We start from the raw sequence: 22,474 nt of genomic DNA, 5'->3' as shown, positions 1-22,474 counted from the left end.
GCCAGATCGGCCATAGGCGGTGCTCCTCCTGGTGCAGTTGTTTCCACAATTCTTTTACCACAGGAGCACCCCCTTTTGTCAAAATCGCCTGTACCACCTGGTAACGATCTGTTGGCGCAAGCGCATCGTTGATTTGACACAATTGACCCAGTTAGGGTATAATCGCCACCCGTTGCAAACGGATATAGGAAAGGTGGTGTGGTAATGTCCAATTTGATACAGACTCTGACAGCAAGGGAGCCCAATCCCAATATCCCGCCTCTGCGTTCGGGAGATACCGTCCGCGTGCACAACCGCATTGTGGAAGGAGATCGCGAGCGCATCCAAGTTTTCCAAGGCGTTGTGATGCGTTTGTGTGGCAGTGGGGCAAACGCTCGTTTTACCGTGCGCCGGATTGCGGCACACGGTGTCGGTGTGGAACGAACCTTCTTCTTGGCTTCGCCCCGCTTGGAGAAAGTAGAAGTCCTGCGTCATGCGCACGTACGCCGGAAGCAGTTGTATTACCTCCGCGGACGTCGGGGCAAGGCTGCCCGCCTGCGCGATAAGCGCTTTGTCAGACCTGAAGAACCCGCTGCTGAGGAAGCCCAGGTATCAGAAACTGAGGCATAAGAGCAAGTCAAGTCACGCTTTTGAAGGTAGGATAAGGGCGTAGGTGACATCAACCTGCGCCCTATCTTTTGTGGAAATGGGTGGTCGTTTGAATTGGCCTGATCTGGCACGAGAACAGGAACTATGGCGGGCAGGTTACCGCTGGGTGGCTGGCCTCGATGAAGTTGGCCGGGGTGCTTTGGCTGGGCCGTTGGTAGCCGCGGCGGTTGTCCTGCCACCTGACCGCGCTGATCTCTGTGCGGTATTGTGCGGGGTGCGCGATTCCAAAATGCTGACCCCGCGCCAGCGCGCAGCGCTGTTTCCTGTGGTTTGCTCGATCTCCCTGGGAGTTGGTATAGGGATCGCTTCGGCGAGGTTCATTGACCGATGGGGCATTGCTCAAGCAGTCAAACTGGCTATGCTCATGGCGGTGCGCAATTTGCCCTTTGCCCCTGATTATCTGCTGATAGATGCCGTGCGCCTGCCCGACGCGGGAATACCACACGAGAGCCTGATCAAGGGCGATTCGCACGTCTTATCCATTGCCGCAGCTTCCATCATTGCCAAGGTGTTTCGCGATCGGCTGATGGTGGCTCTCGACGCCTATCATCCCGGTTATGGCTTTGCCGCGCACAAAGGCTATGGCACGGTGGCGCATCGCACTGCTCTGGAACGCCTTGGCCCCTGCCCCGCGCACCGCAGGTCCTTTTCTCCTGTAAAGAGAGTAGGAGGGAGTCTTGATTCCTTTTGAACAGAAAGGCCATGCGTTAATCTGGAGGTCAGACCGCGAGACCGTTTGCATCCAAGCCTGGGGGCGGGACTGCCTGCGTGTACGTGCCAGGCCAGGGCACGATGTGCTCGACCAATCCTGGGCGCTGCTCGATCCTGTGTCCACCGAGGTGGATATCGAAATTCACCAGGATCGGGCGCGGCTCGCCAATGGGAAGCTCTGCGCTGAGATGTCGGCCGAGGGGCATATTGGCTTCTTCCGTGTGCAGACAGGCGACAGGCTCTTGGAGGAAGAACCGCCGCTTTTCTTCCGTCCCCCGGTGCGCTCCTACCAAGCCCGCAGCGGCGACCTTTACCATATTGAAGTGCGCTTCAGGTCCCAGGAAGACGAATGCTTCTATGGGCTAGGTCAGCAAATCCATGGGCGCCTCAACCACAAGGGCTGTGTCATCGAGTTGACTCAACGCAATAGCGAGGTCAGCATCCCCTTCTTGCTTTCCAGCCGAGGATACGGCTTCTTGTGGCACAACCCTGCCATCGGGCGGGTAGAACTGGGCATGAACGGCACCCGCTGGGTGGCTGAAGCATCTCGCCAGGTGGATTATGTGGTCATCGCCGGCGATTCGTATGCCGAGATTCTGGAACGCTACGCTGACCTGACAGGTCATCCTCCGCTGCTGCCTGCCTGGGCCACGGGCTTTTGGCAGAGCAAGTATCGCTATCGGACGCAGGAGGAACTGCTGGAAGTCGCCCGTGAGTACAAACGGCGCAATTTGCCTCTCTCAGTTATCGCGCTCGACATGATTCACACCCCCGCTATGGGCGATTGGAGATTCGATGAGCGCTACTTTCCAGACCCGGCTGGAATGGTGCGTGAACTGGATGCGCTGGGAGTGAAACTCATGGTCTCGGTATGGCCGGCGGTTACCGTGCAGAGCCAGAACTTCCAGGAGATGCACAAACGGGGATTACTGATCCGCACCGAGAAGGGCGTAGATGCGCATTCCATCCTGTGGGTTACGCCCCAAGACCCGCTCTACCTCCATTTCTATGATGCCACCAACCCAGAAGCCCGATGCTATTTGTGGGCACAGATGAAGCAGAACTATTATCGCTTTGGGGTCAAGGTCTGGTGGCTGGATGCTTGCGAGCCCGAGATCTACCCCCAAGACCACGGGAATTTGCGCTACTTCCTGGGCAATGGATTGGAGGTGGGCAACCTTTACCCCTTGTTGCATCAGCAAGGCTTTTACGAAGGAATGAAAGCGGCAGGCGAGGAGGAGGAGGTGGTCTTGCTGTGCCGTTCGGCATGGGCTGGTAGCCAGCGCTATGGCGCTGCTGTGTGGTCTGGGGACATCGCTTCCACCTTTGAATCCCTGCAAGTGCAGGTCAGGGCGGGTTTGAACATGGGGCTGAGCGGCATACCGTGGTGGTCGACAGACATCGGCGGGTTCATTGGTGGGGATATCACCTCGTCCTATTTCCGCGAACTGGTCGTGCGCTGGTTCCAGTACGGTTGTTTTTGCCCTCTCTTTCGCCTGCATGGATGGCGTTCGCCTGCGGAGAGCGCTACTTGCGGTGCCCCCAATGAGGTCTGGTCCTTCGGCGAGGATGTTTACGCCATCCTCAAGGAATATCTCCTGCTGCGCGAACGGTTGCGCCCCTACATCCTGGAGCAAGCGCGAGTCGTGCATGAGCGCGGGATACCCCTGATGCGTCCGCTCTTCTTCGACTTCATGTCCGACGAGAACTGCCGCGCGGTAGACGATGCATTCCTGTTTGGTCCGGAGATTCTGGTTGCTCCGGTGCTGCATCAGGGCGCACGGGAGCGTGAGGTGTACTTGCCTGCTGGTACCGCGTGGATGGATGCTTGGACGGGGCAGGTTTGGACCGGCGGGCAATGGGTGCGGGCGGACGCGCCGTTGGAGCGCATCCCTGTCTACTTGCGCGAGGGCAGCCCGCTACGCGCCTTTTTTATCACTCTCCGCGGGAGCCCTTGACGTAGGACAACTGCTCGTAGATCAAGCCATTCTGCACGCGGAAGACATCGAGCCCTCGCATGTGCCTCTTTTCCCCTGCCGCATCCACCCAGTCGTAGCGCCAGCGCGCGATGCACCAAATGCCAAAGCCAGAGACTTTCTCGATTTCGATGCGGGCATGGGGCGACCTGCGGAAAAAGTCCTGCCAGAACTGTGTGATGGCTTCCTTGCCCGAGTACACCGCGCCGTCGGGGGCTGGCTCTGCGCTCTCGAAAACGCAATCGTCGCTCACGAGCCGCATCATGCCCGCGACATCATGGCGATTGAACGCCTCACTGAACTCGAGCACGGCGCGCACTGCCGATTCTATCCTCGCCATGCGCACTGGACTCATGGTGATGGAACCTCCTGCGGTGGGGGAGATGAGTAGGTAAGGGCTGGAAGCTGAGCGGCCAGGCAGCTGATAGAGAATGCGCAGGATAATGAAGAAGCGCGCCGACCTTCTCGACTTGCTGCCGAGTCAACGACGCCGGGGTTGAGACGTTGCAGATGCTTCAACAGCACGCAGTACAAGGCGAATCCTCCCTGCCGCGCATGCCTCTTCCGGCAGCGAATAAATCCAGCCAGCTTCTTCTGCATATGCATAGCGGATGAAGGGAGCTCGACGCAGCGTTCGCAGGCAAGGCCCGTGGCTGCTACTTCCCCCTTACACGATTGACTATCTCATTTAGAAATGTGCGTCTGCGGCATTCAATAAAGGTCTGGAAATCATCCCTTTCCATCGCTTGTTGCGCTTCTTCGGAAATCAGATGGCTTTGGAGGGTCTGGCGTAAGCGTTCTTTGTCCCCACCGTGCTCTTTCAGGAAGAGTGGTAGGTATACGGATGGCTTCTTGTTCCCTTTGATTTGATTGGATGAAATCAGTGTCCGATTGAGGATACAGTTCACCTGGGCTTCGCTCTTGTATTCTGACCTTGGGAAAATGTGGTCATCCTGGCAAGTTTTTAAAACGGCAGGTTGGCCGTTGATAAAGTCCCTTCCGCCCGCTAGCACAATCAGACACATGAGTCCACGATAGACTGCCGAGCGTTGGTCTTGGATACTCATGAGGTCTACCTGCTCTATATTCAGATTCTCCAGCCATATTGGGCAGTTTCCACCATCCAACCATTCTTTCATTTCCCGTACATCTCGGTAAGTGGTAGTATCTACGGCCTGATCATAGCGTTGAGCAAAGACGTTTCCCCAATACCAGCGATCCACCTTGCGATACATGACTTCTCCACCATGTTTCTCAGCCACAAGATGAAGCAGCACTGCCAAAGGAACCAGAAGGGTACTGTAGGGGATCCATCGCTGGGCAACAGCCCCATAGCCATCTGGCGAAGTAACGCGCTGATAAGCCTTTTCAAGCGAAGAACATGCCTGCTCCCATAATTTCTCAAAGCGCGATTTTTCGAGTTCATCAATGACATCCAGCAAAGCACTCTTCCGCACCTCTTTGCCTTCAAAAAGCGCGATCACTTTGAGCACAAACTCCGGTTTAATAATTTTTGCAAGTTCCCTATTGTTCTTGGAGAAAACCTGCCACAGCTTGCGCAAATCTATGCCTTTCAGATACAGGCGAGCAACCGCGAGATCGAATAAAGAGAGGCTCACTCCTGTGCGGTTAATGCGCTCGAAAATGTTGACGATATTCTCCTTGCCCGTTTCGGGAGAAACTGAGACTACCGGCACCATGAAGTCGGCAAAACGGCGATAGAAACCTTCAAGGATGTCCTTTTCCTCCTGGGCAACAAACTTTTGTTGTTCGTTGTATAGCCAGTGATAGAACTTACCAGAGTCTCGAAACAAGGGGAAAGCAATAACATTTCCGACCTCGAGCATTGCTTGCATCTCAGCTAGGCGCCGGCGGTCGGCAAGAGAAACACCATAGACGGCATCGTCTGGGTTGCCATCCATCAAGGCATCAAGGCGCAGAAAAAAACGATATGGGTTTTGGCTTTTGCCCAAAGGTATTTTCGGCTCGTAGAGCACATAAAAGAGCGAGGTAATGCGCTGTTGTCCGTCCAATACAAGCCGAACTGTTGGATGGTTGTTGGGCTTTGCCCCGAGGGTTTCTAATCCCTCAACAACGCGAAAGGGGAATATCGCTTGTTCGGGCGGGGTATCCAGTATAAGAAATGTGCCAATGAAGTATCCCTGCAAAATCGAGACGAGCAACTCCTCGATGTTCTCGCGGGTCCACACAAAAGACCGTTGAAATTCCGGCAGTACGACTTTGCCGTGATATGCGTCCTCGATAATTGTGAGAAGTTTTTCGGGATTTGTCTTGGGTGGATTAACCTTGGAAATCACATATCCTCCTTTGCTGCTAGGATGTCTTTCAAGTAGAGCCGATGATCTCTCATGCGGGTATAACCTCACGCAAAATTGCTGAACGTAGTTCCACCCGCAATGCCCTTCGGGGAACGATGTCTACTTCCCGCTGAAACACTTGCTCTAGAAACAGGGCTAACCCGGTCAAGTCAAGCAAGTCCGCATCCTCTTCAAAATCTACCAATAAGTCTATATCGCTTGCTTGATCCTGTTCTCCGCGAACGACGGAACCAAAGAGCCCGATTGACCTGACTTTATAACGCACAGCCAATTCGGGTTTCAGTGTTCTGAGGGTTGCCAGGTAATCTTCTACTTTTACCGTCGCCATTATTGGTATCCTCGCTTTCTCCAAGGGCACTCGCGATGGTGAATAAACCGGTTTGGAACGCTAGTGCTCCTTTTTGATCAAGTGCCGCAATAGCCTTCTCTATTTCCTCAAGGACGATATCGAACGCAAGCGCAATCTCATTTTGGTCCACTTAGCCCTTCTCTGTTGATTCGCATCCAGCGCTCCATCACGCCTCAAATCCTGCGCAAAGCGCAGCAGAGCAGCGTCAGGTGGAAGCGCTTGTTTGGCGCTTGTACTCCTGCCTAGATTTTCAGCAACAGCGGCGCCTGCTCCACTCGCGGATAAAGCCCGTCAATCTCCTCCTGAACCTCGATCGTTTTCTTCAGAGCGGTCACGACGCGGCAATAGGTACGGATCTCATCCAGCGTCAAGTTCCGCCCTTGCCGGTCCTTCAGCCATTTCTCGCACACCTGGTAGCCGCCGATGGTGTATTCCCACACCTCCAGGGGAACCGGCGCGAAGTACTGCGTGGGGTTGATGGACACCCGTTCCGTGAGGGCATCATAGGCGAGTTTGACCACGCGGCCATCTCCTGTCCCTTCGAAGCGGCAGGTGGGTTGGTCAAGGTCGGGCGAGCGGAGCAGATGCAGGGCGACCAGTCTCTCGCCGAGCGCGGTCAGTTCGGCGAAGAGCGCCGCCTCGCTGGTGAAGGGGATGCGGGGGAAGTCCAGGCGCAGGAAGTCGGCGTACTTTTCCCGATAGGTGGGCGCGTAGAGCACGGCGTAAATGTAGTGAAATACCTGCTCCGGGGCTATGGCCGTAAATGTCGCCGGTTGCGCTTCCTGGAGGGCGCGGGCAATCGTCCCCAGCACCCCCTCGATGTCGGTCATCACCTGTTCGTTAGTGAAACGCAGCACCCGCAGTCCTATGCTTTCCAGGAACTCCTGGCGAATGGCGTCCTCCTCTGCGGTGTATTGATGGACGGGCCCATCCACCTCGATAACCAGCCCTGCATCCCGACAGTAGAAATCCACGATAAAGCGCTCAATAGCGTGTTGACGCCGGAATTTGTATCCCAAGAGCTGTTTACGCCGCAGGTGTTGCCACAACATCTCCTCCGCGGTTGTGGGATGCTGCCGCATCTCCTGGGCGAGGGGTTTGAGCTTTCCCCAGAGGTGCGGCGGGGTACGCCATCTTGACCCTTCCCCCTGGCCCCCTCCCCGTGAGCGGGGAGGGGGTGTGGGGGTGGGGTTATACGCCTTTTGCAACATCGCCAGCAGCTCCGCCTTCAGATTCGGCCGGCGCTCCTGCGGTGCTGAGTCGCTGAACATTTCCTCCTGGCGACCTAGCTGGGTGCTCTGACGTTCCGGCTGCGGGTAGAGATACAGAGGGAAATTCACATTCCCGCCGCGGGTAGAGATACAGAGGGAAATTCACATTCCCGCCGCGGTAGAACAGGTTGAGGTCCTCAACATGAGCCGAGCAGTAGGCTAGATTCCATACCTCTCCACCTACTGCTTGCCCTTGCCGCCCGATGCACAGCGCCACATTCTCCCCCGCCAGCATGTGGCGCATGACTTCGGGGCGGGGCATGCACAGGAAGCCGCGCGAGCGGCCGGTGTAGTAGGTATAACGCACATCGAAAGGCCGATAGAGGATGGGCACCACCTTGTCCCGCTCCGGGCCGGAATCGTGCAGGTCTTTTTGAGCCAGAGTTACCTTCCAGTCGCGCGCATCTTTGCCCAACCCATACGCCTGGCGGGCCAGTTCCGGGTCCAGGCGGGAGAAGTTGAGTACCGTCGTCCATACTTCCTGTGGTGTCCAGCGGATGGTCAGCTTATCGCGGGCGGTAACAATGCCCACGCTGTACTTCTCGAAGATGTCCGTCACGCTAGGAAAGGCGTTGTAGCGCTCCAGTTCGGCCTCTTCCCGCGGCACAAACAGGTAAAACGGCGGGCGGGGGTGGATTTTCGCCCAGGGCGTGGTGGTTACATCGTGCTCCTTCAGCCAACCATACTTGTCTGCCCGCAGGCCCCACAGGTCGGCGTGGTAGACCCCTCCTCCCAGCCCTCTCCCCGCAAGCTCGGAGGGGGTATGGGGTAGCTTTACAAAAAGGGCAATCGCCACCCCCTGGCGGATGTCGAAGACGTTCTCGTCGGGGCTACCGTCGGGACAGCGCTCTCGCTTCAGGGCGTTGCCGTGCAGGTCCAGAAGGTAGATCTCGTCGAAGGTCTGCATCAGGCTGCGGCGCATGCCACGAAAGGTGGGGTTGTCCAGATAGCCGTGGTTGGTGATCATCCCCACCACGCCGCGCCCGGCCTGTTCGATCTTCCATTGGGCAAAGCGCAGGAACTTGACATAGTCATCTTGCAGCCATTTGGGGTTCTTTTCGCCCAGCGGCTTGCCGTCCACCTGCTTGTAGGTCTCGATCTGGCGCAGGATCCACTCGCCCTTATTTGCCGAGTGGCCGGAGTAGGGCGGATTGCCCAGGATGACCAGGATGGGCTGCTCTCGCTTCACCCGTCCGGCCAGGTGCGATTCCTCCGCCAGCGAGGAGAGACCCGGCAGTTGGCTGGCTTGCAGTTCGCTCATGTCCAGGGTGTTCGTCAGGTAGAACGGAACGCGCTCGTCCTCCCGCAACCGATGCCCCAATTCATCCAGGAAGAAGGCCATTTTCAAGTGCCCCACCGCATAGGGCGCCATCATCAACTCGAAAGCGTAAAAGTTGCCCAGGATGTGCTTGCGGATGAGCTCCTCGCGTCCGCCCGAACCGTACTCGGCGACAAACTCCTGGACGGCCCGTTCCGCAGCCCGGGCGACGAAGGTCATCGTGCCGGCGGCCGGGTCGAGCAGGGTCACGCCGTCCGAAGCCAGGCCATCGGACTTGCCAAATCGGGTTTTCAGCAAAAGGTGCAGCGAGCGCACGATGTACGAGACCACCGCGTCGGGCGTATAGTACACACCCCGGCGTTCGCGCTCTTCGGGGTCGTAGTGGGCCAGAAAGGTCTCGTAAAAGTGCACGATGGGGTCATCCCCCTTGCCTTCCCGATAGAATTGGGACATCATCCCGGAGACATCGGCCACCGCCAGCACGTGGGCAATGTCATCCACGATCCAGGCCATCTCCTCCGGCAGGTCCTCCAGCGAGATAAAGCGGAACAGGTCGCGCAGGATGCCGATGGTGTGGGGAATATGGTGGAAAGCCGCCACACGTGAGAACCCGTCGGTGGCACGTGTGCGAGCAGCAAATAGGCCGTAAGTGACCGTCTGGGCGTAGAGGTCGGCGAATTCCTCGGGGGTGAGGCTGCCGATGAGGAATTTTTGGAAGGCTTCGTAAAAACCACGGAGACGCCCCTTGCCTGCTTCCTGTTCCATGGCCAGTTCCTGGCGCACGACATCCCGCAGGAAGCGGGTACGCTTGGCCAGTTCAACAGCCAGGCTCTCGGCAGTGAGTGGCCGTGGCAGGGAGAAAGCCAGGAATTGCTCCAGCAGCGACCAGACCTCCTCGGCGTGCTCCATTGGCGGAGTCTGTTGAAGCGCTGTCAGCACCCTTGGCCGGCCAAGTTGCGCCGTCATGATGCGTTCACCGTTGCGGTAGAGGCGGAATTCCAGGAAATTGGTCAGGATGAGATTGGGGAAGGTGCTCCGATAGCGCTGCAACTGTTCGGAGTCTTCGAAGCGATCCAAAAACTCTTCGGTGGGAGGCTTGGCTTCGAGGTAGCCGACGATGCGGCTGGTGCCATCCCAGACGCGGAAATCTGGGTTGCCGGCTTCGGTGGGGCGAGGCAGGACTGTCACCTGGATTTCGGGGCGTCCAGTTGCCTGGGCCACCTGCCGGATCAGGTCGGCCAGCGCAGGGTAGAAACTCTCCTCGCGGGCATCACCCGCACGGATCACATCCGTCAGTTGCTTCAGATACGTTTTCAAAAGGGCTTTTTGGGCCATCATTTGTATCATTACTCGTCCAGATATTTCCGCCTAACGGATGGCGGCTCACCTGCGCCGCGGCTCGGGCGATGGGCCTCCGCTACTGACCTCGGCGGCAGGCCCAGCCGACTTCACAACCGAGCATGATAGCCGCGTCAGGTGCAGCCGCAGGTTAGGCGACGCGCTCCTGTGCTATGACCTCCTGGAGCAGCTTCATTACCTCGTTTGGCCTTCTCGTTGAGAATGCAATGTCCCGCACCAAACCCTTCTTGACCTTCAGCCCCAGCACCAACCGGGGATACTCCAGGAAGTTGAACGAAGCGCAATATCTCTGACCTATGAACATGAAGTGTATCCCGGCCCCGCCATATCTCGCCAGCGGGGATGAATCATCGAGCTGGCACCCTTCAATGTTGTCCAATGGAACTGCCCATGTGAAGATGCCAAACGTGAGCCTCAGAGACTCTCCTGTGAGACGAATGACGAGTGTCCTGTAGTTCAGGAGTAGAACAGAAACACAGCGAATAGACAAAGCAAGACGATGCCCCACCCGTCGAGGCCGCGCCCTGTGACTCGCCACGTTGAGAGCGAGAGAAACAGAAGCGTCAGAACGACAAACAGCGCCTCTGTCCTGGGCGATGACAATCGTTCTTCGTAGATGGTCTTTGTGATCACAACAGCCTCACAGTGTGGTCTTATCCAGCGCGACCACTCGCGAGGCCCTGGAACCTGCGGGCCTCGAGGCCGCGACGAGCCAACGAAACACCGAAGCACAAATCAGCGGCGCCGTTAGCGCGGACGCGCAGCGTCCGCGCTAACTATTGATTAGACGGAATCCTTAATCTGCCCCATTCTGGAGGGATATGCGGAATCCGTATATCCCTGTATCCCCCGGACTGTTGCAAGATCCCTTGACATGCGGTGACCTGACCGTTCCGTGCTCTCCTGCAGTTGTACTGAGAGGCGTTTTTGCGCTATCAGCACAGCGTCGCAAGGAGGTGGGACAAACAGCTTGTCAAGATTGTCCACATTCTTCCAACTGGATGTCGTCCATATTTTATAGGCAAGTCAAGTTATCCGTCAAACAGTGCCGTGGTACGGGTGTAGTCCAACTCAGGGGCATTCAACGAATGCATGATGCGACACATTCGTTCATTCGTGCCCTATTCGTTGCTGGCACAGCAGTCGGTTGCCAAAGCCTGCCTGCTGTGCTATACTATGTCGAACCTCGTCATTTTTAAAGCATCTCCGCATCACGAGCAAGGAGTGTGACCATGCAGTTCGAAATCCAGGTGAGCAGCAAGACAAAAGCCGAGTTGGTGGATATCACTATGGAAGTGCAAAAATGCATCCAGAAAAGTGGTGTGCAGGAGGGGCTATGCGTCATTTTTGTGCCTCACACCACGGCTGGCGTGACGGTGAATGAAAACTGGGATCCATCGGTCAAGATGGATATCCTCGCTGTTTTGGATCGTCTGGTGCCCTGGCAGGCGAACTATCACCATACCGAGGGCAATGCCGCAGCGCACATCAAGACAAGCCTCCTGGGTTCTTCACAAACGCTGTTTATCGAGAAAGGGCAGCTGGTGCTAGGCACCTGGCAAGGTGTCTTCCTAGCCGAATTCGATGGGCCTCGCCGCAGGGAGGTCCTGGTACGCATCATCTCTGACGCTGAGAGAGCATGATCTCTACCGCACTTTTGGATCGCATCCTGCCCACAGTGGCGAAACCAGCACGCTACAGTGGCAACGAGTGGAACAGCATGCGCAAGGACTGGGCGCAGGCAAAGGTCAGAGTGGCGTTGGCTTATCCCGATGTGTACGAAGTGGGCATGTCCAACCTCGGCTTGGCTATCCTCTACGACCTGGTGAATCAGCAGCCGGAGATGCTCGCCGAGCGGGTCTATGCGCCTTGGTTGGATATGGAGCGTGCCATGCGCCAGGCAGGGATGCCCCTCTTTTCGCTGGAATCGCATCATCCTGTGCGCGATTTCGACATCCTTGGTTTCAGCCTGCAGTACGAGTTGAACTATTCCAACGTGTTAAACATGTTGGATTTGGCTGGGATCCCCTTGCTGGCATCGCAGCGTAATGAGGATTGTCCATTGGTCATCGCTGGCGGCACTTGCACCTATAACGCCGAGCCACTGGCGGATTTCTTCGACCTGTTTGTCATCGGGGAGGGGGAAGAGGTGCTCCTGGAATTGCTCCGCTTGTATCTGGAGTGCAGAAAAAGCCATGCCCCTTGGAAAGAGGAATTCCTGCAGCAAGCAGCTAGCATCAAGGGCGTCTATGTCCCCCACTTGTACCGCGTGGCTTACCACGAGGATGGAACGGTATCGTCCATCGAACCCGCGAAAGCGGGGGTGCCAGCGCGTGTCCAAAAGCGCATTGTCCCTGTCCTGCCACCGCCGCCGGTCAAGCCGGTGGTGCCTTTTCTGAACGTGGTGCATGATCGTGGCATGGTGGAGATCATGCGCGGTTGCACGCGGGGCTGCCGCTTTTGCCAGGCGGGGATGATTTACCGTCCGGTGCGCGAGCGCCCGCTACAGGAGGTTCTGGACGCCATAGACCAACTGCTTGCTCACACCGGCTATGAGGAGATTGCACTGGTATCGCTGAGCAGTACGGATTACACCGGCATCGAGCCCCTGGTGCGGGAATTGAGCCAGCGCTATGCCGAGCAGCGCTTGGCGATTTCTCTGCCCTCATTGCGCACGGACACCTTTTCCGTTGCGCTGGCGCAGATGATTCAGCGCACGCGCAAGACTGGATTGACCTTTGCGCCGGAAGCAGGGAGCGAGCGCCTGCGGCAGGTCATCAACAAAAGCGTCACCGCAGATGATCTGCTGCGCACGGCTGAAGCGGCTTATGCCAGCGGTTGGCTGCGCATCAAGCTGTATTTCATGATCGGGCTGCCTACGGAGACATTGGAGGATGTGCTGGCAATTGCGGATTTGGTCAAGGCAGTGCGCGGCATCGGGCGGTGTTGGCATGGCCCTCGGGCTCAGGTCAGCGTCAGCGTGGCTACCTTCATCCCCAAAGCCCACACCCCGTTCCAGTGGCTTCCTATAGAAGACGCGGGGCAGATTGCCGCCAAACAGCAGGCACTGCGTCGCGCCCTGCCTGGACGCGGCATAGAATTGAGTTGGTCAGACCCCATGACAGCCTGGTTGGAGGCAGTGCTTTCACGAGGCGATCGCCGCCTGGGACAGGTCATCTTGCGCGCATGGCAATTGGGGGCGCGTTTCGATGCCTGGGCGGAGGCTTTTCAGCCGCAACTCTGGCAGCAGGCTTTTGCCAAGGCAGGTCTTGATGCAAGTTTCTACGCCACACGGCAGCGCTCCTTCGCTGAGGTCTTGCCTTGGACTCACATCCACACTGGAGTCAGCACTGCGTTCCTGTGGGAAGAGTATCAGCGCAGCCTGCGCGGCGAGAGCAGCATTGACTGTCGCGGCGGCTGTCAGGATTGCGGTGTACGGGTTGCTTTTGACCTGGATCGCTGCCCCAGTCTGGCAGATGACACGGTAAGGATCGCATCAGAGCATGCGCGTGACAAAGCGGATAGAGTAGCGCCTGCTGGACGTTCCCACATGATGGACAGCGAGTAAGGCGAGACGATGCAACGTTTCAGAATTACTTTTGCCAAAGGGGATGAAGTCAAGTACATCTCTCATCTGGATTTGATGCGTGCCTGGGAGCGCGCTTTGCGCCGCGCTAAAATCCCTTTGGCCTATTCGCAGGGTTTTAACCCGCATCCCAGGCTGTTCTTTGCCGCGGCATTGCCTGTGGGCTTTACCGGGCGTGCGGAGATGCTGGATGTGGTTCTGCAAAAGCACATGGAGCTGCATGAGTTTGCATCCCGTCTGAAGGGGCAACTGCCGCCTGGCCTGCAACTTGAGAACGTGATGGAGGTTCCCATGACCCTCCCGCCCCTGCCTGCGCAGGTTGTGGCAGCAGAGTACGAGGTGGTTGTGGAGAGCCAGGATGCCCCACAAGAAATGCAAGCGCGACTGGATGACCTGTTGGTCGTGCCAAGTCTGCCCTGGCGCCGGGAGCGCCCCAATGGGGTGCGGGAATATGACCTGCGGCCGCTTATCCGAGCGTTGTGGATCGTCGGTCGGCGCGAAAGAGCGTATGTCATTGGCATGCGTCTGCAAGCAGATGAGCGAGGCACAGGTCGCCCTAACGACGTGATCGCGGCGCTGGGTCTGGCAGATGCCGTGCATAGCATTGAGCGAGTGCGGCTTTTGCTCGCGCAGGATTAACTTGCTGAACTTGCTCATTGCCATTAGAATCAACCTATTGTTATGGATGGAATTGTCCCTATTATGAGGAGGTAAGTGGTGAAACGCATATGGGCTCCGTGGCGCATGAAATATATCGCAGGAGAGAAACCACATAACTGCGTGCTTTGTGAAGCACTGCAAGCAGGTAATGATGCAGCGCGCTACATCCTATACCGGGGCACAAAGGCTGTCCTGATGCTCAATCTATACCCATACATCAACGGGCACCTCATGGTTGTACCTTATGAGCATGTGGGTGACTTGGTAGAATTGGACGATGAAACCTTGGCCGATATGATGCTCTTGACCAAAAAAGGCTTGCAGGCACTTCGCGGAGCAATGAACAATCCGCATGGGTTCAACGTGGGCATCAATTTGGGACGAGTGGCTGGGGCCGGGATTCAGGATCATGTGCACATTCACATCGTGCCGCGCTGGGAAGGCGATACCAACTTTATGCCCGTCCTTGCCGACGTACGCATCATTCCCGAGTCGCTGGATGACACCTACAATAAGCTGTTAGCAGTACTACGCAAGGTGGAAGGAGGCAATTCAACCTCCCGGTGAGAAAAATCGGTTTGCGTTTGCGCAGAGCGCGTGTCGTTGCGATACGCTGGTTCGCGCCTGGTGAAATATCGGAACGCTGGAATTATCTGAATCTCTACCGTGAGGTGGCTTGGTACGGGATACTATCTGGCGTGAATGCGACTTTCACCAGCATTTTTGCCCTTCGGCTGGGAGCATCCAATTTCCTCATTGCTTTGCTCACCTCCTTGCCGGCGCTGATGAACGTCCTTTTCCAGATTCCTGCCGCCCGTCTGGTTGAGCGCGAGAGCGACAAGAAGAGGACTTTGCTTGTATCGGGCTTGTTGATGCGTCTTCCCGCTTTTCTGATTGCGTTGGTGCCCCTATTGGGCAAGGGAATCCAGGCAAGTGCTATCGTCTATATCACTGCGTTGGGCACAATTCCCACTGCGGTGAGCACTGTTTCCTTCACTGCCATGTTGGCCGAAGTGGTCGCTCCTCAGGATAGAGCTCGCGTGGTGAGCATCCGCAATGTTGCTCTCTCTGCGATGAGCACGGCGGCTGTCCTATTAACAGGCAAGGCACTGGATGTGCTGCCCTTTCCTTTTGGCTATCAATTGATCTTTACATTAGCATTTTTGGCTTCTGTGTTAAGCCTGTACTACCTAGGACGTGTGGTTATCCCGGGTACTGAGCGGATGCAACAGGTAGAGGTTCAGTCTAGCCAGCGTCTTGGCACCAGGCATTTGCTGCAAGCTATTCTGGCGCACCGTGATTATGTGCGGTTTACTTTGGGAGCTTTTCTCTATCATTGGGGGCTCTACTTCCCCATTCCCCTTTATGCCATTTACCGGGTGCGAATGCTACAGATCTCAGATGGTTGGATTGGCATTCTGGCTATGGTTGAGTCAGGTGTGACCATTGTGGCCTATTATGCCTGGGGTAGGTTTGCGCAAAGGCGTGGCTCGCGTTTGTTGTTGTTGCTAGGGCTGCTTGGCGTTTGTTTCTATCCCATAGGCACGGCCCTTAGCAAAAGCGTCATGCCCTTATTGCTGGTATCTTTCATCGCTGGCCTCGCTTCGCCAGCATTCAACTTGGGTCTTTTCAACGGTTTGTTGGAGGTCGTGCCGTCCGAGCGGCGAGCTACCTACATCGCTATCTTCAATACGATGATGAACATCCCAGCCTTTGCCGCTCCTATCCTGGGCACCACAGTGGCAGGATGGGTAGGAGTTCGCACTGCTCTCTGGATTGGCGGGGCGGCACGTATAGCCGTGTTCCTGGCTTTTGCCTATTTGATCTTGGCGCCTCCACGTCTTCTCGTGCGCCGTTTTCAGCAGACACTGACGGACGTGAAATAGGCAAATTGTTGTTTTTCGAGTACAATCTCGAAGGCAGGTATGCCTCGTGATCACCAGTAAGCACTACACACTTCAAGGAGGAAGGTCAACATGGCGACAAAACAGCAGGCTTCGCGGCGGCAGGTTGTGATCACCAGTGCAGTACGCACAGCCATTGGGCGGTTTCAGGGTGCTCTGAGTACTATTCCGGCATCTGAACTGGGAGCAGTGGTCATTCGGGAAGCCGTTAAACGTTCCGGCATCGAGCCAGCGTGGGTTGATGAAGTACTGATGGGCAATGTCGTCCAAGCAGGCCAGGGGCAGGCACCAGCACGCCAGGCAGCCATCAAGGCAGGTTTGCCGCCAACGGTTGGTGCGACAACGATCAACAAGATTTGCGGTTCTGGTCTAAAGTCGGTGATGTTCGCTGCTCAGGCCATCGTCGCTGGTGATGCTGACATCATCGTCGCAGGCGGCATGGAGAATATGACCTTGGGACCCTACTTGCTGCCACAGGCACGGCAAGGTTACCGACTGGGGCATGGTGTCCTGGTTGATGCGACGGTACATGACGGGCTATGGTGTTCATTCGAAAACCAGCACATGGGCAATGCTGCCGAGTGGATCGCACGCGAATATGGCTTGACACGCCAGGAATTGGACGAATACGCTTTGAAAAGCCACCAAAAAGCCATCGCAGCCATTCAAGCAGGCAAGTTCAAGGCGGAGATTGTGCCTTTGGAGATCCCGCAGCGGAAAGGTCCACCAGTGATTTTCGATACGGATGAATGTCCCCGCGCAGACACATCGCTTGAAGCATTGAGCAAACTGCGCCCTGCGTTTCAGGAGGGAGGCATGGTTACTGCAGGCAATTCTCCAGGCATTACCGATGGAGCGGCAGCCGTTGTCGTCATGGGTGAGGATACGGCAGCCAGGCTTGGTATCCAGCCACTGGCGCGCATCACCGGATACGATCAAGCGGCAGTCGAACCGCTGCGCATTTTCACAGCTCCGATCTTCGCTGTCCAGAAACTGCTCAGCAAGACGGGCTACAAATTGGCAGACATGGACCTGATCGAGATCAATGAAGCCTTCGCTGCACAGACGTTGGCCGATGGCAAGGCGTTGGGGCTAGATTGGAATAAGGTGAACGTTCATGGAGGCGCAATTGCCCTTGGCCACCCCATTGGCGCCAGCGGTGCGCGAGTGCTGGTAACGCTGCTCTACGCCTTGAAGGATCAGGGGCTGAAGACTGGCCTGGCCACGCTTTGCCTGGGTGGCGGCGAGGCAGTGGCCATGGTGGTCGAGTTAGTGTGAGATAAAGCGTAAAAACGCATTACGCAAAACGCAATACATACAACGTAATGCGTAGCCCAAAGTTTCACTTCTCACTCGTTATTTATCATTCATTACCACAAGGAGGAGAACATGGATCTCAAGTTCACTGAAGAACAAGAGATGATACGCAAGATGGTACGGGATTTTGCCCAGAAGGAGGTAGCGCCCATTGCTGCCGAGATAGACGAAAAGGGCATTGTGCCTTTCGAGAATATCAAGAAAATGGGGCAGTTGGGGCTGTTAGGGCTTACAGTTTCGGAGAAATACGACGGTGGCGGCGCAGATGCCATCAGCTATGTCATCGCGATCGAGGAATTGGCCAAAGCCTGTGCTTCCACGGCTATCGTCATGGCAGTGCAAAACTCGCTTGTGTGCGCAGGGATCGAGAAATTTGGTACAGAGGAGCAGAAAGAAAAATTCCTGAGGCCTTTGGCTCGCGGTGAAAAACTCGGCGCTTTTGCGCTCACCGAACCCGGAGCAGGCTCCGATGTCGCGGCAATGCTAACGACAGCGGTGAGGAGTGGTGATGCCTATGTGATCAACGGGCGGAAGCATTTTATCACCAACGGGGGCTTTGCTGATATTGTGATCCTCTTTGCCATGACCGACAAGGCTCAGCGGCATCGTGGCATCACTGCTTTTATCGTGGAGAAAGGAAGCAAGGGCTTTTCCGTAGGCAAAGAAGAGCACAAAATGGGCATCCGCGGCACCAACACCTGTGAGTTGATTTTCGAAGATGTATCGGTGCCTGCTGCCAACCGTCTGGGTGAGGAGGGCCAGGGATTTAAGATCGCCATGACCATGCTCGATGGCGGTCGCGTCGGCGTAGCAGCGCAGGCGGTAGGGATTGCCCAGGCAGCCTATGAAGCAGCGCTGAAGTACAGCAAGGAGCGCATGCAGTTTGGTCAACCTATCTGCCAGTTCCAAGCTATCCAGTGGATGTTGGCGGATATGGCCACACGCATTGAAGCAGCTCGCCTGCTAACATACAACGCTGCCCTGAAGAAGCAATCCGGTGAGCCGTTCAGCAAGGAAGCTTCCATGGCCAAACTGTTCGCCTCGGAAACGGCGGTCTGGGTAGTTGATCGTGCCGTGCAGATTCATGGCGGTTATGGGTACATGAAGGAGTACTCGGTGGAGAGGAACTACCGCGATGCCAAGATCACCGAGATTTATGAGGGGACGAGCGAAGTGCAGCGCATGGTGATTGCACGCGCTATCCTGGGATAAAGTGTGGCCCTAGGGGCTGTTCCATACCCTTAGGGCTCCTGGGAGGTGTATCATGAGGCGTATTGCTGTTCTAGACAAAGGCTGGGTACAACTGGAAGATTGCATGGGAGGCGATGAGGCCGTTATCCGAGGGGCACGAATTTGTTATCAGTCTCACGCGCAAAGTCCAGAGGATGACATACGCCTCATCAGGCGGCTGATGCGAAGCGAACCGAAACACAACACGGTTTTTGAGCATGCCGTTTTCCGTTGGGGAGTCAAATGCCCTATTTTCGTCGCCCGGCAATGGATGCGACACCGTATTGGCTCCTTTAATGAGAGGAGCTTGCGCTACTGCGCTGCCAGTCGCGAGTACTATGTGCCCTCTGACGAGTCGAACGTAGAAGAGTATGTACGGCACATGGAAGCCAGTTTCGACCTGTACGAGAGGCTTATCGCAGCAGGTTGGAAGAAGGAACGGGCGCGCGCTGTCCTGGGGCTAGGAGTGTATACCGAGTTCATCTGGACGGTAAATGCCTGGTCTTTGATGAACTGGTTGACCAAACGCATTCACCCATCAGCCCAATGGGAGCATCGCCAGTACGCTTTGAGTGTTTTACAGTTGTACGAAGAAGTAATGCCCATCACGGCGCAAGCATTCAAAGAATTTGTGCTGAAGCAGGTGACCTAATGTCTGGTCGTCCCTCGTGGGATGAGTATTTTATGCAGATTACTCGACAGGTGGCCACGCGTTCCACTTGCCTGCGACGCCAGGTGGGAGCAGTCATAGTCAAAGACAAGCGTATCTTATCCACGGGCTACAATGGCGCTCCCAGTGGATTTGCACACTGCAGCGAGACAGGCTGTCTGCGCGAGCAGTTGCACATCCCTTCGGGCGAACGACAGGAAATCTGTCGAGGCCTGCATGCCGAACAGAATGCCATCATTCAAGCGGCGCTGCACGGCGTTTCAGTCGCTGGCGCAGATATCTATATCACCCATCAGCCTTGTATCACTTGTGCCAAAATGATCATCAATGCTGGCATCAAGAGGGTGATTGCTTTTGATTCGTATCCGGACGAACTAGCGCGTTCCTTTCTGGAGCAGGCTGGAATCGAGCTTGTGCTATGGCAAGAGAAAAACAAGGGGGCGTAAAATACTCGCGCGTGCTATTGCTGAGGTACGTTTATGAGTGAACTGGGGCTGGTGCTCGTGGTTCTGGCTTTTCTGGCGCTGGGTTGTGGCTTATTCCTGCTCATGCGACAGAGAGTGCAGCGCAGGCAGAGAGAACTCCGTGTAAGCCAACGAGATCTTGTTGAGCAAGGGCTAGCGACTGTCCTCGACCTGCTGAAAAGGCAAAATTGGTCCGATGCAGTAGCCACTGTGGATGCCGTGCTAGCTCTGGCTGCCATCTATGATCCGTCGCGGCAAGCAGAGCTGTACTACTATAAAGGCTATGCACTGGAGCAAATGAAGCAACTTGAGCAAGCTGCGCAGGCGTACCAGAAATGCCAGATAGCAGAAGTCGGACAAGCAGAGAGGAAATACTTCCGCCATGCTGCCTTTCGCCATGGTTATCTCCTGACCCAACTGCAGCGGTGGGATGAGGCTGCGGAGAAATTGCAGTCAGTGATTGCTGAGGCTAGGCGCTTCCCGATGCCAGAACTTCAGTTGACCACGCTGCGCATTCTCTTGGGCGTTTATCGGGCAAAGGGCGATCATGCCCGGGCACTCTCTTGCGCACAGGAAGGTTTGCGTCTGGCACGCAACGCGATGAACGAAGCGATGATGGCACTCTTTTTGGACCTAGCAGGTGATGCATATCTGTCGCTTGGTCAACCGGAAGAGGCATTGCATCATTATGAGCAGAGCCTAGATTTGTACCGTAAACTGGGTCATACCAATGCTGCTTTGATGGTGGAACAAGACATTGGGCGTTTGTATCAGGCTTGCGCAGAGTTGGACAAAGCGCTGGAATGGTTTCATACCTGTCTGTGGGCTGAGCAACGTCTCCAGAACAAGCGCGGCCAGGCGCAACATTGCTATGATATTGCCTGTCACTACATGAGCGCCGAGCAATTGGACAAGGCAGCAGAGTACCTGCAGCAAAGCATAGCGTTGTTCCGGCAGGCGCAGGACAAGTCAGGTGTTGACCAGGTAGGTCGGGCGCTTATGGGATTAAGCATCATGATGCAGCGCCGTGCCACTGCTGGCCAGATGACATTCCGTGATATTGAACGCGCGACAGCCAAAGGGAAGAAAGAAGAAGAGAAGTAGAAGGTCCTGACTGCTGGCAGGGTCATAGACAGCAAATGGAGACATGGGACGATGTCGGTAGATCCTAAGATAGCACAGTTACGCAAATCTAGGGAAGAAGCCAAGCAGGGTGGTGGAGAGGAACGCATCGCCAAGCAACATGCAGCAGGCAAGTTGACCGCACGGGAGCGGTTGGATTTGCTCCTGGACCATGGCAGCTTCCGCGAACTGGACATGTTCGTGAGGCACCGCGCAGTTGGCTTTGGCATTGAGCAGACGCGTCCCTATGGCGACGGTGTCGTCACAGGATACGGTACGATTGATGGCCGGTTGGTATATGTCTTCTCGCAAGATTTTACCGTGTTTGGTGGCTCGCTAGGCGAGGCTCACGCCGAGAAAATCTGTAAGGTGATGGATTTGGCCCTGAAGGTGGGAGCGCCAGTGATTGGACTCAACGATTCCGGGGGCGCTCGTATCCAAGAAGGCGTGGTGGCGCTGGGTGGTTATGCGGAGATTTTCCTGCGCAATGTCCTGGCCTCTGGCGTCATCCCCCAGATTTCTGCCATTATGGGCACGTGCGCAGGCGGTGCGGTCTATTCTCCTGCATTGACCGATTTCATCCTGATGGTGAAGGGTACCAGCCACATGTTCATTACTGGGCCAGGGGTAATCAAAGCGGTCACGCATGAAGATGTCCCCTTTGAAGAACTCGGCGGAGCGATGACACACAATACCAAAAGCGGCGTGGCGCACTTTGCGGCTGAAAATGAAGAGCATTGCCTGCAGTTGGTCAGACGCCTGCTGAGTTTTATTCCGCAGAATAACATGGAGGATCCACCCATGGTGCGACCGATGGATGACCCTTTGCGCATGGACGATGAACTGGACACCATTGTGCCGGACAACCCGAACAAGTCCTATGATATGCGCGAGATTATCCGTCGTGTCGTGGACAACGGGGACTATTTCGAAGTGCAAGAGCATTGGGCGCGTAATATTACCATTGGCTTCGCTCGGCTGAATGGCCATTCTGTCGGTATCGTGGCGCAGAATCCAGCCTTCTTGGCTGGGGTGCTGGACATTGATTCTTCGGTCAAGGCGGGACGATTCGTCCGCTTTTGCGATTGCTTCAATATCCCGCTGATCACCTTCGTAGATGTGCCTGGGTTTTTACCGGGAATAGCCCAGGAACACGGGGGTATCATCCGTCATGGGGCCAAGTTGCTCTATGCCTATTGCGAGGCTACAGTGCCCAAGATTACGGTGATCACGCGCAAGGGGTATGGTGGCGCTTACGATGTCATGAGTTCCAAACACATCCGTGGGGACATCAACTACGCTTGGCCCAGTGCGGAGATCGCCGTAATGGGGCCCGATGGGGCAGTGAACATCATCTTTCGCAAGGAAATTGCAGCAGCGGAAGACCCTGATGCCAAGCGTGAGGTGCTCATACAGGAGTACCGCGACAGATTTGCCAATCCCTATGTAGCGGCAGCGCGTGGCTATATTGACGACATCATCGAACCGCACGAAACGCGCCCTCGCCTCATTGATGCTCTCAACATGCTGCAGAACAAGCGCGACCACAATCCGCCCAAGAAACACGGCAATATCCCGCTGTAAATAGT

General features: G+C 56.0%; 21 protein-coding genes. 14 read left to right on the top strand and 7 right to left on the bottom strand.

Going from position 1 to position 22,474, the window contains the following annotated elements; translation table 11 throughout:
* Nucleotides 1-204 precede the first annotated feature (204 nt).
* The 3 genes from rplS (at nt 205) to H5T67_08430 (ending at nt 3,317) form a co-directional block, all read left to right on the top strand.
* Nucleotides 205-609, top strand: coding sequence for a 50S ribosomal protein L19 (gene rplS, locus H5T67_08440; protein ID MBC7245347.1), 405 nt, complete (start codon nt 205-207; stop codon nt 607-609).
* A gap of 76 nt (nt 610-685) precedes the next feature.
* Nucleotides 686-1,339 (top strand): ribonuclease HII, encoded by a 654-nt coding sequence (locus H5T67_08435; GenBank protein ID MBC7245346.1) that lies wholly within the window; start codon nt 686-688, stop codon nt 1,337-1,339.
* Nucleotides 1,326-3,317 (top strand): glycoside hydrolase family 31 protein, encoded by a 1,992-nt coding sequence (locus H5T67_08430; protein MBC7245345.1) that lies wholly within the window; start codon nt 1,326-1,328, stop codon nt 3,315-3,317. The genes H5T67_08435 and H5T67_08430 overlap by 14 nt, the downstream gene beginning before the upstream one ends.
* On the opposite strand, the gene H5T67_08425 is transcribed toward H5T67_08430, so the two are convergent.
* From H5T67_08425 to H5T67_08395, 7 genes are all read right to left on the bottom strand, one after another.
* Nucleotides 3,295-3,690 carry a nuclear transport factor 2 family protein gene (locus H5T67_08425; protein MBC7245344.1) on the bottom strand — a complete coding sequence of 132 codons (396 nt, stop codon included), beginning with the start codon at nt 3,688-3,690 and terminating at the stop codon, nt 3,295-3,297. The genes H5T67_08430 and H5T67_08425 overlap by 23 nt on opposite strands.
* Before the next feature lie 301 nt (nt 3,691-3,991).
* Entirely contained in the window at nt 3,992-5,653 is a 1,662-nt protein-coding gene (locus H5T67_08420; protein MBC7245343.1) for a DUF262 domain-containing protein, read from the bottom strand.
* 49 nt (nt 5,654-5,702) lie between these two features.
* Nucleotides 5,703-6,002 carry a nucleotidyltransferase family protein gene (locus tag H5T67_08415; protein ID MBC7245342.1) on the bottom strand — a complete coding sequence of 100 codons (300 nt, stop codon included), beginning with the start codon at nt 6,000-6,002 and terminating at the stop codon, nt 5,703-5,705.
* Between the two features lie 263 nt (nt 6,003-6,265).
* Nucleotides 6,266-7,075 carry a DUF559 domain-containing protein gene (locus tag H5T67_08410; protein MBC7245341.1) on the bottom strand — a complete coding sequence of 270 codons (810 nt, stop codon included), beginning with the start codon at nt 7,073-7,075 and terminating at the stop codon, nt 6,266-6,268.
* Nucleotides 7,076-7,214: 139 nt separating this feature from the next.
* On the bottom strand, nt 7,215-9,908 hold the full coding sequence (locus H5T67_08405; protein MBC7245340.1) for an N-6 DNA methylase: 2,694 nt from the start codon (nt 9,906-9,908) through the stop codon (nt 7,215-7,217).
* 154 nt (nt 9,909-10,062) lie between these two features.
* Nucleotides 10,063-10,311 (bottom strand): hypothetical protein, encoded by a 249-nt coding sequence (locus H5T67_08400; GenBank protein MBC7245339.1) that lies wholly within the window; start codon nt 10,309-10,311, stop codon nt 10,063-10,065.
* A 77-nt stretch (nt 10,312-10,388) separates the two neighbouring features.
* Nucleotides 10,389-10,565: a hypothetical protein gene (locus tag H5T67_08395; protein ID MBC7245338.1), complete on the bottom strand. Its 177-nt coding sequence runs from the start codon at nt 10,563-10,565 to the stop codon at nt 10,389-10,391.
* 599 nt (nt 10,566-11,164) lie between these two features.
* On the opposite strand from H5T67_08395, the gene H5T67_08390 reads away from it, so the two are divergent.
* The 11 genes from H5T67_08390 (at nt 11,165) to H5T67_08340 (ending at nt 22,469) form a co-directional block, all read left to right on the top strand.
* Nucleotides 11,165-11,575 (top strand): YjbQ family protein, encoded by a 411-nt coding sequence (locus tag H5T67_08390; protein MBC7245337.1) that lies wholly within the window; start codon nt 11,165-11,167, stop codon nt 11,573-11,575.
* Nucleotides 11,572-13,500, top strand: coding sequence for a TIGR03960 family B12-binding radical SAM protein (locus H5T67_08385; protein ID MBC7245336.1), 1,929 nt, complete (start codon nt 11,572-11,574; stop codon nt 13,498-13,500). The genes H5T67_08390 and H5T67_08385 overlap by 4 nt, the downstream gene beginning before the upstream one ends.
* 9 nt (nt 13,501-13,509) lie before the next feature.
* Nucleotides 13,510-14,157: a DUF2344 domain-containing protein gene (locus H5T67_08380; GenBank protein ID MBC7245335.1), complete on the top strand. Its 648-nt coding sequence runs from the start codon at nt 13,510-13,512 to the stop codon at nt 14,155-14,157.
* A 78-nt stretch (nt 14,158-14,235) separates the two neighbouring features.
* Nucleotides 14,236-14,745 carry an HIT domain-containing protein gene (locus tag H5T67_08375; GenBank protein MBC7245334.1) on the top strand — a complete coding sequence of 170 codons (510 nt, stop codon included), beginning with the start codon at nt 14,236-14,238 and terminating at the stop codon, nt 14,743-14,745.
* The gene (locus tag H5T67_08370) at nt 14,742-16,064 is read left to right on the top strand and encodes an MFS transporter (GenBank protein MBC7245333.1); all 1,323 of its coding nucleotides are present in this window, start codon (nt 14,742-14,744) and stop codon (nt 16,062-16,064) included. The genes H5T67_08375 and H5T67_08370 overlap by 4 nt, the downstream gene beginning before the upstream one ends.
* 90 nt (nt 16,065-16,154) lie before the next feature.
* Entirely contained in the window at nt 16,155-17,360 is a 1,206-nt protein-coding gene (locus tag H5T67_08365; GenBank protein MBC7245332.1) for an acetyl-CoA C-acetyltransferase, read from the top strand.
* 111 nt (nt 17,361-17,471) lie between these two features.
* Nucleotides 17,472-18,611, top strand: coding sequence for an acyl-CoA dehydrogenase (locus H5T67_08360; GenBank protein MBC7245331.1), 1,140 nt, complete (start codon nt 17,472-17,474; stop codon nt 18,609-18,611).
* A gap of 52 nt (nt 18,612-18,663) precedes the next feature.
* Nucleotides 18,664-19,281: an FAD-dependent thymidylate synthase gene (locus H5T67_08355; GenBank protein ID MBC7245330.1), complete on the top strand. Its 618-nt coding sequence runs from the start codon at nt 18,664-18,666 to the stop codon at nt 19,279-19,281.
* The gene (locus H5T67_08350; protein MBC7245329.1) at nt 19,281-19,745 is read left to right on the top strand and encodes a dCMP deaminase family protein; all 465 of its coding nucleotides are present in this window, start codon (nt 19,281-19,283) and stop codon (nt 19,743-19,745) included. Before H5T67_08355 ends, H5T67_08350 begins: the two co-directional genes overlap by 1 nt.
* Before the next feature lie 33 nt (nt 19,746-19,778).
* Nucleotides 19,779-20,867 carry a tetratricopeptide repeat protein gene (locus tag H5T67_08345; GenBank protein ID MBC7245328.1) on the top strand — a complete coding sequence of 363 codons (1,089 nt, stop codon included), beginning with the start codon at nt 19,779-19,781 and terminating at the stop codon, nt 20,865-20,867.
* A gap of 51 nt (nt 20,868-20,918) precedes the next feature.
* Nucleotides 20,919-22,469 carry a methylmalonyl-CoA carboxyltransferase gene (locus H5T67_08340; protein ID MBC7245327.1) on the top strand — a complete coding sequence of 517 codons (1,551 nt, stop codon included), beginning with the start codon at nt 20,919-20,921 and terminating at the stop codon, nt 22,467-22,469.
* Nucleotides 22,470-22,474: the final 5 nt, after the last annotated feature.

The sequence above is a fragment of the Chloroflexota bacterium genome (assembly GCA_014360905.1).
Lineage (GTDB): Bacteria > Chloroflexota > Anaerolineae > UBA2200 > UBA2200 > JACIWX01.
Note: the sequence above shows the minus strand (reverse complement) of the source record. Positions and strands in the feature narration are given on the sequence as shown.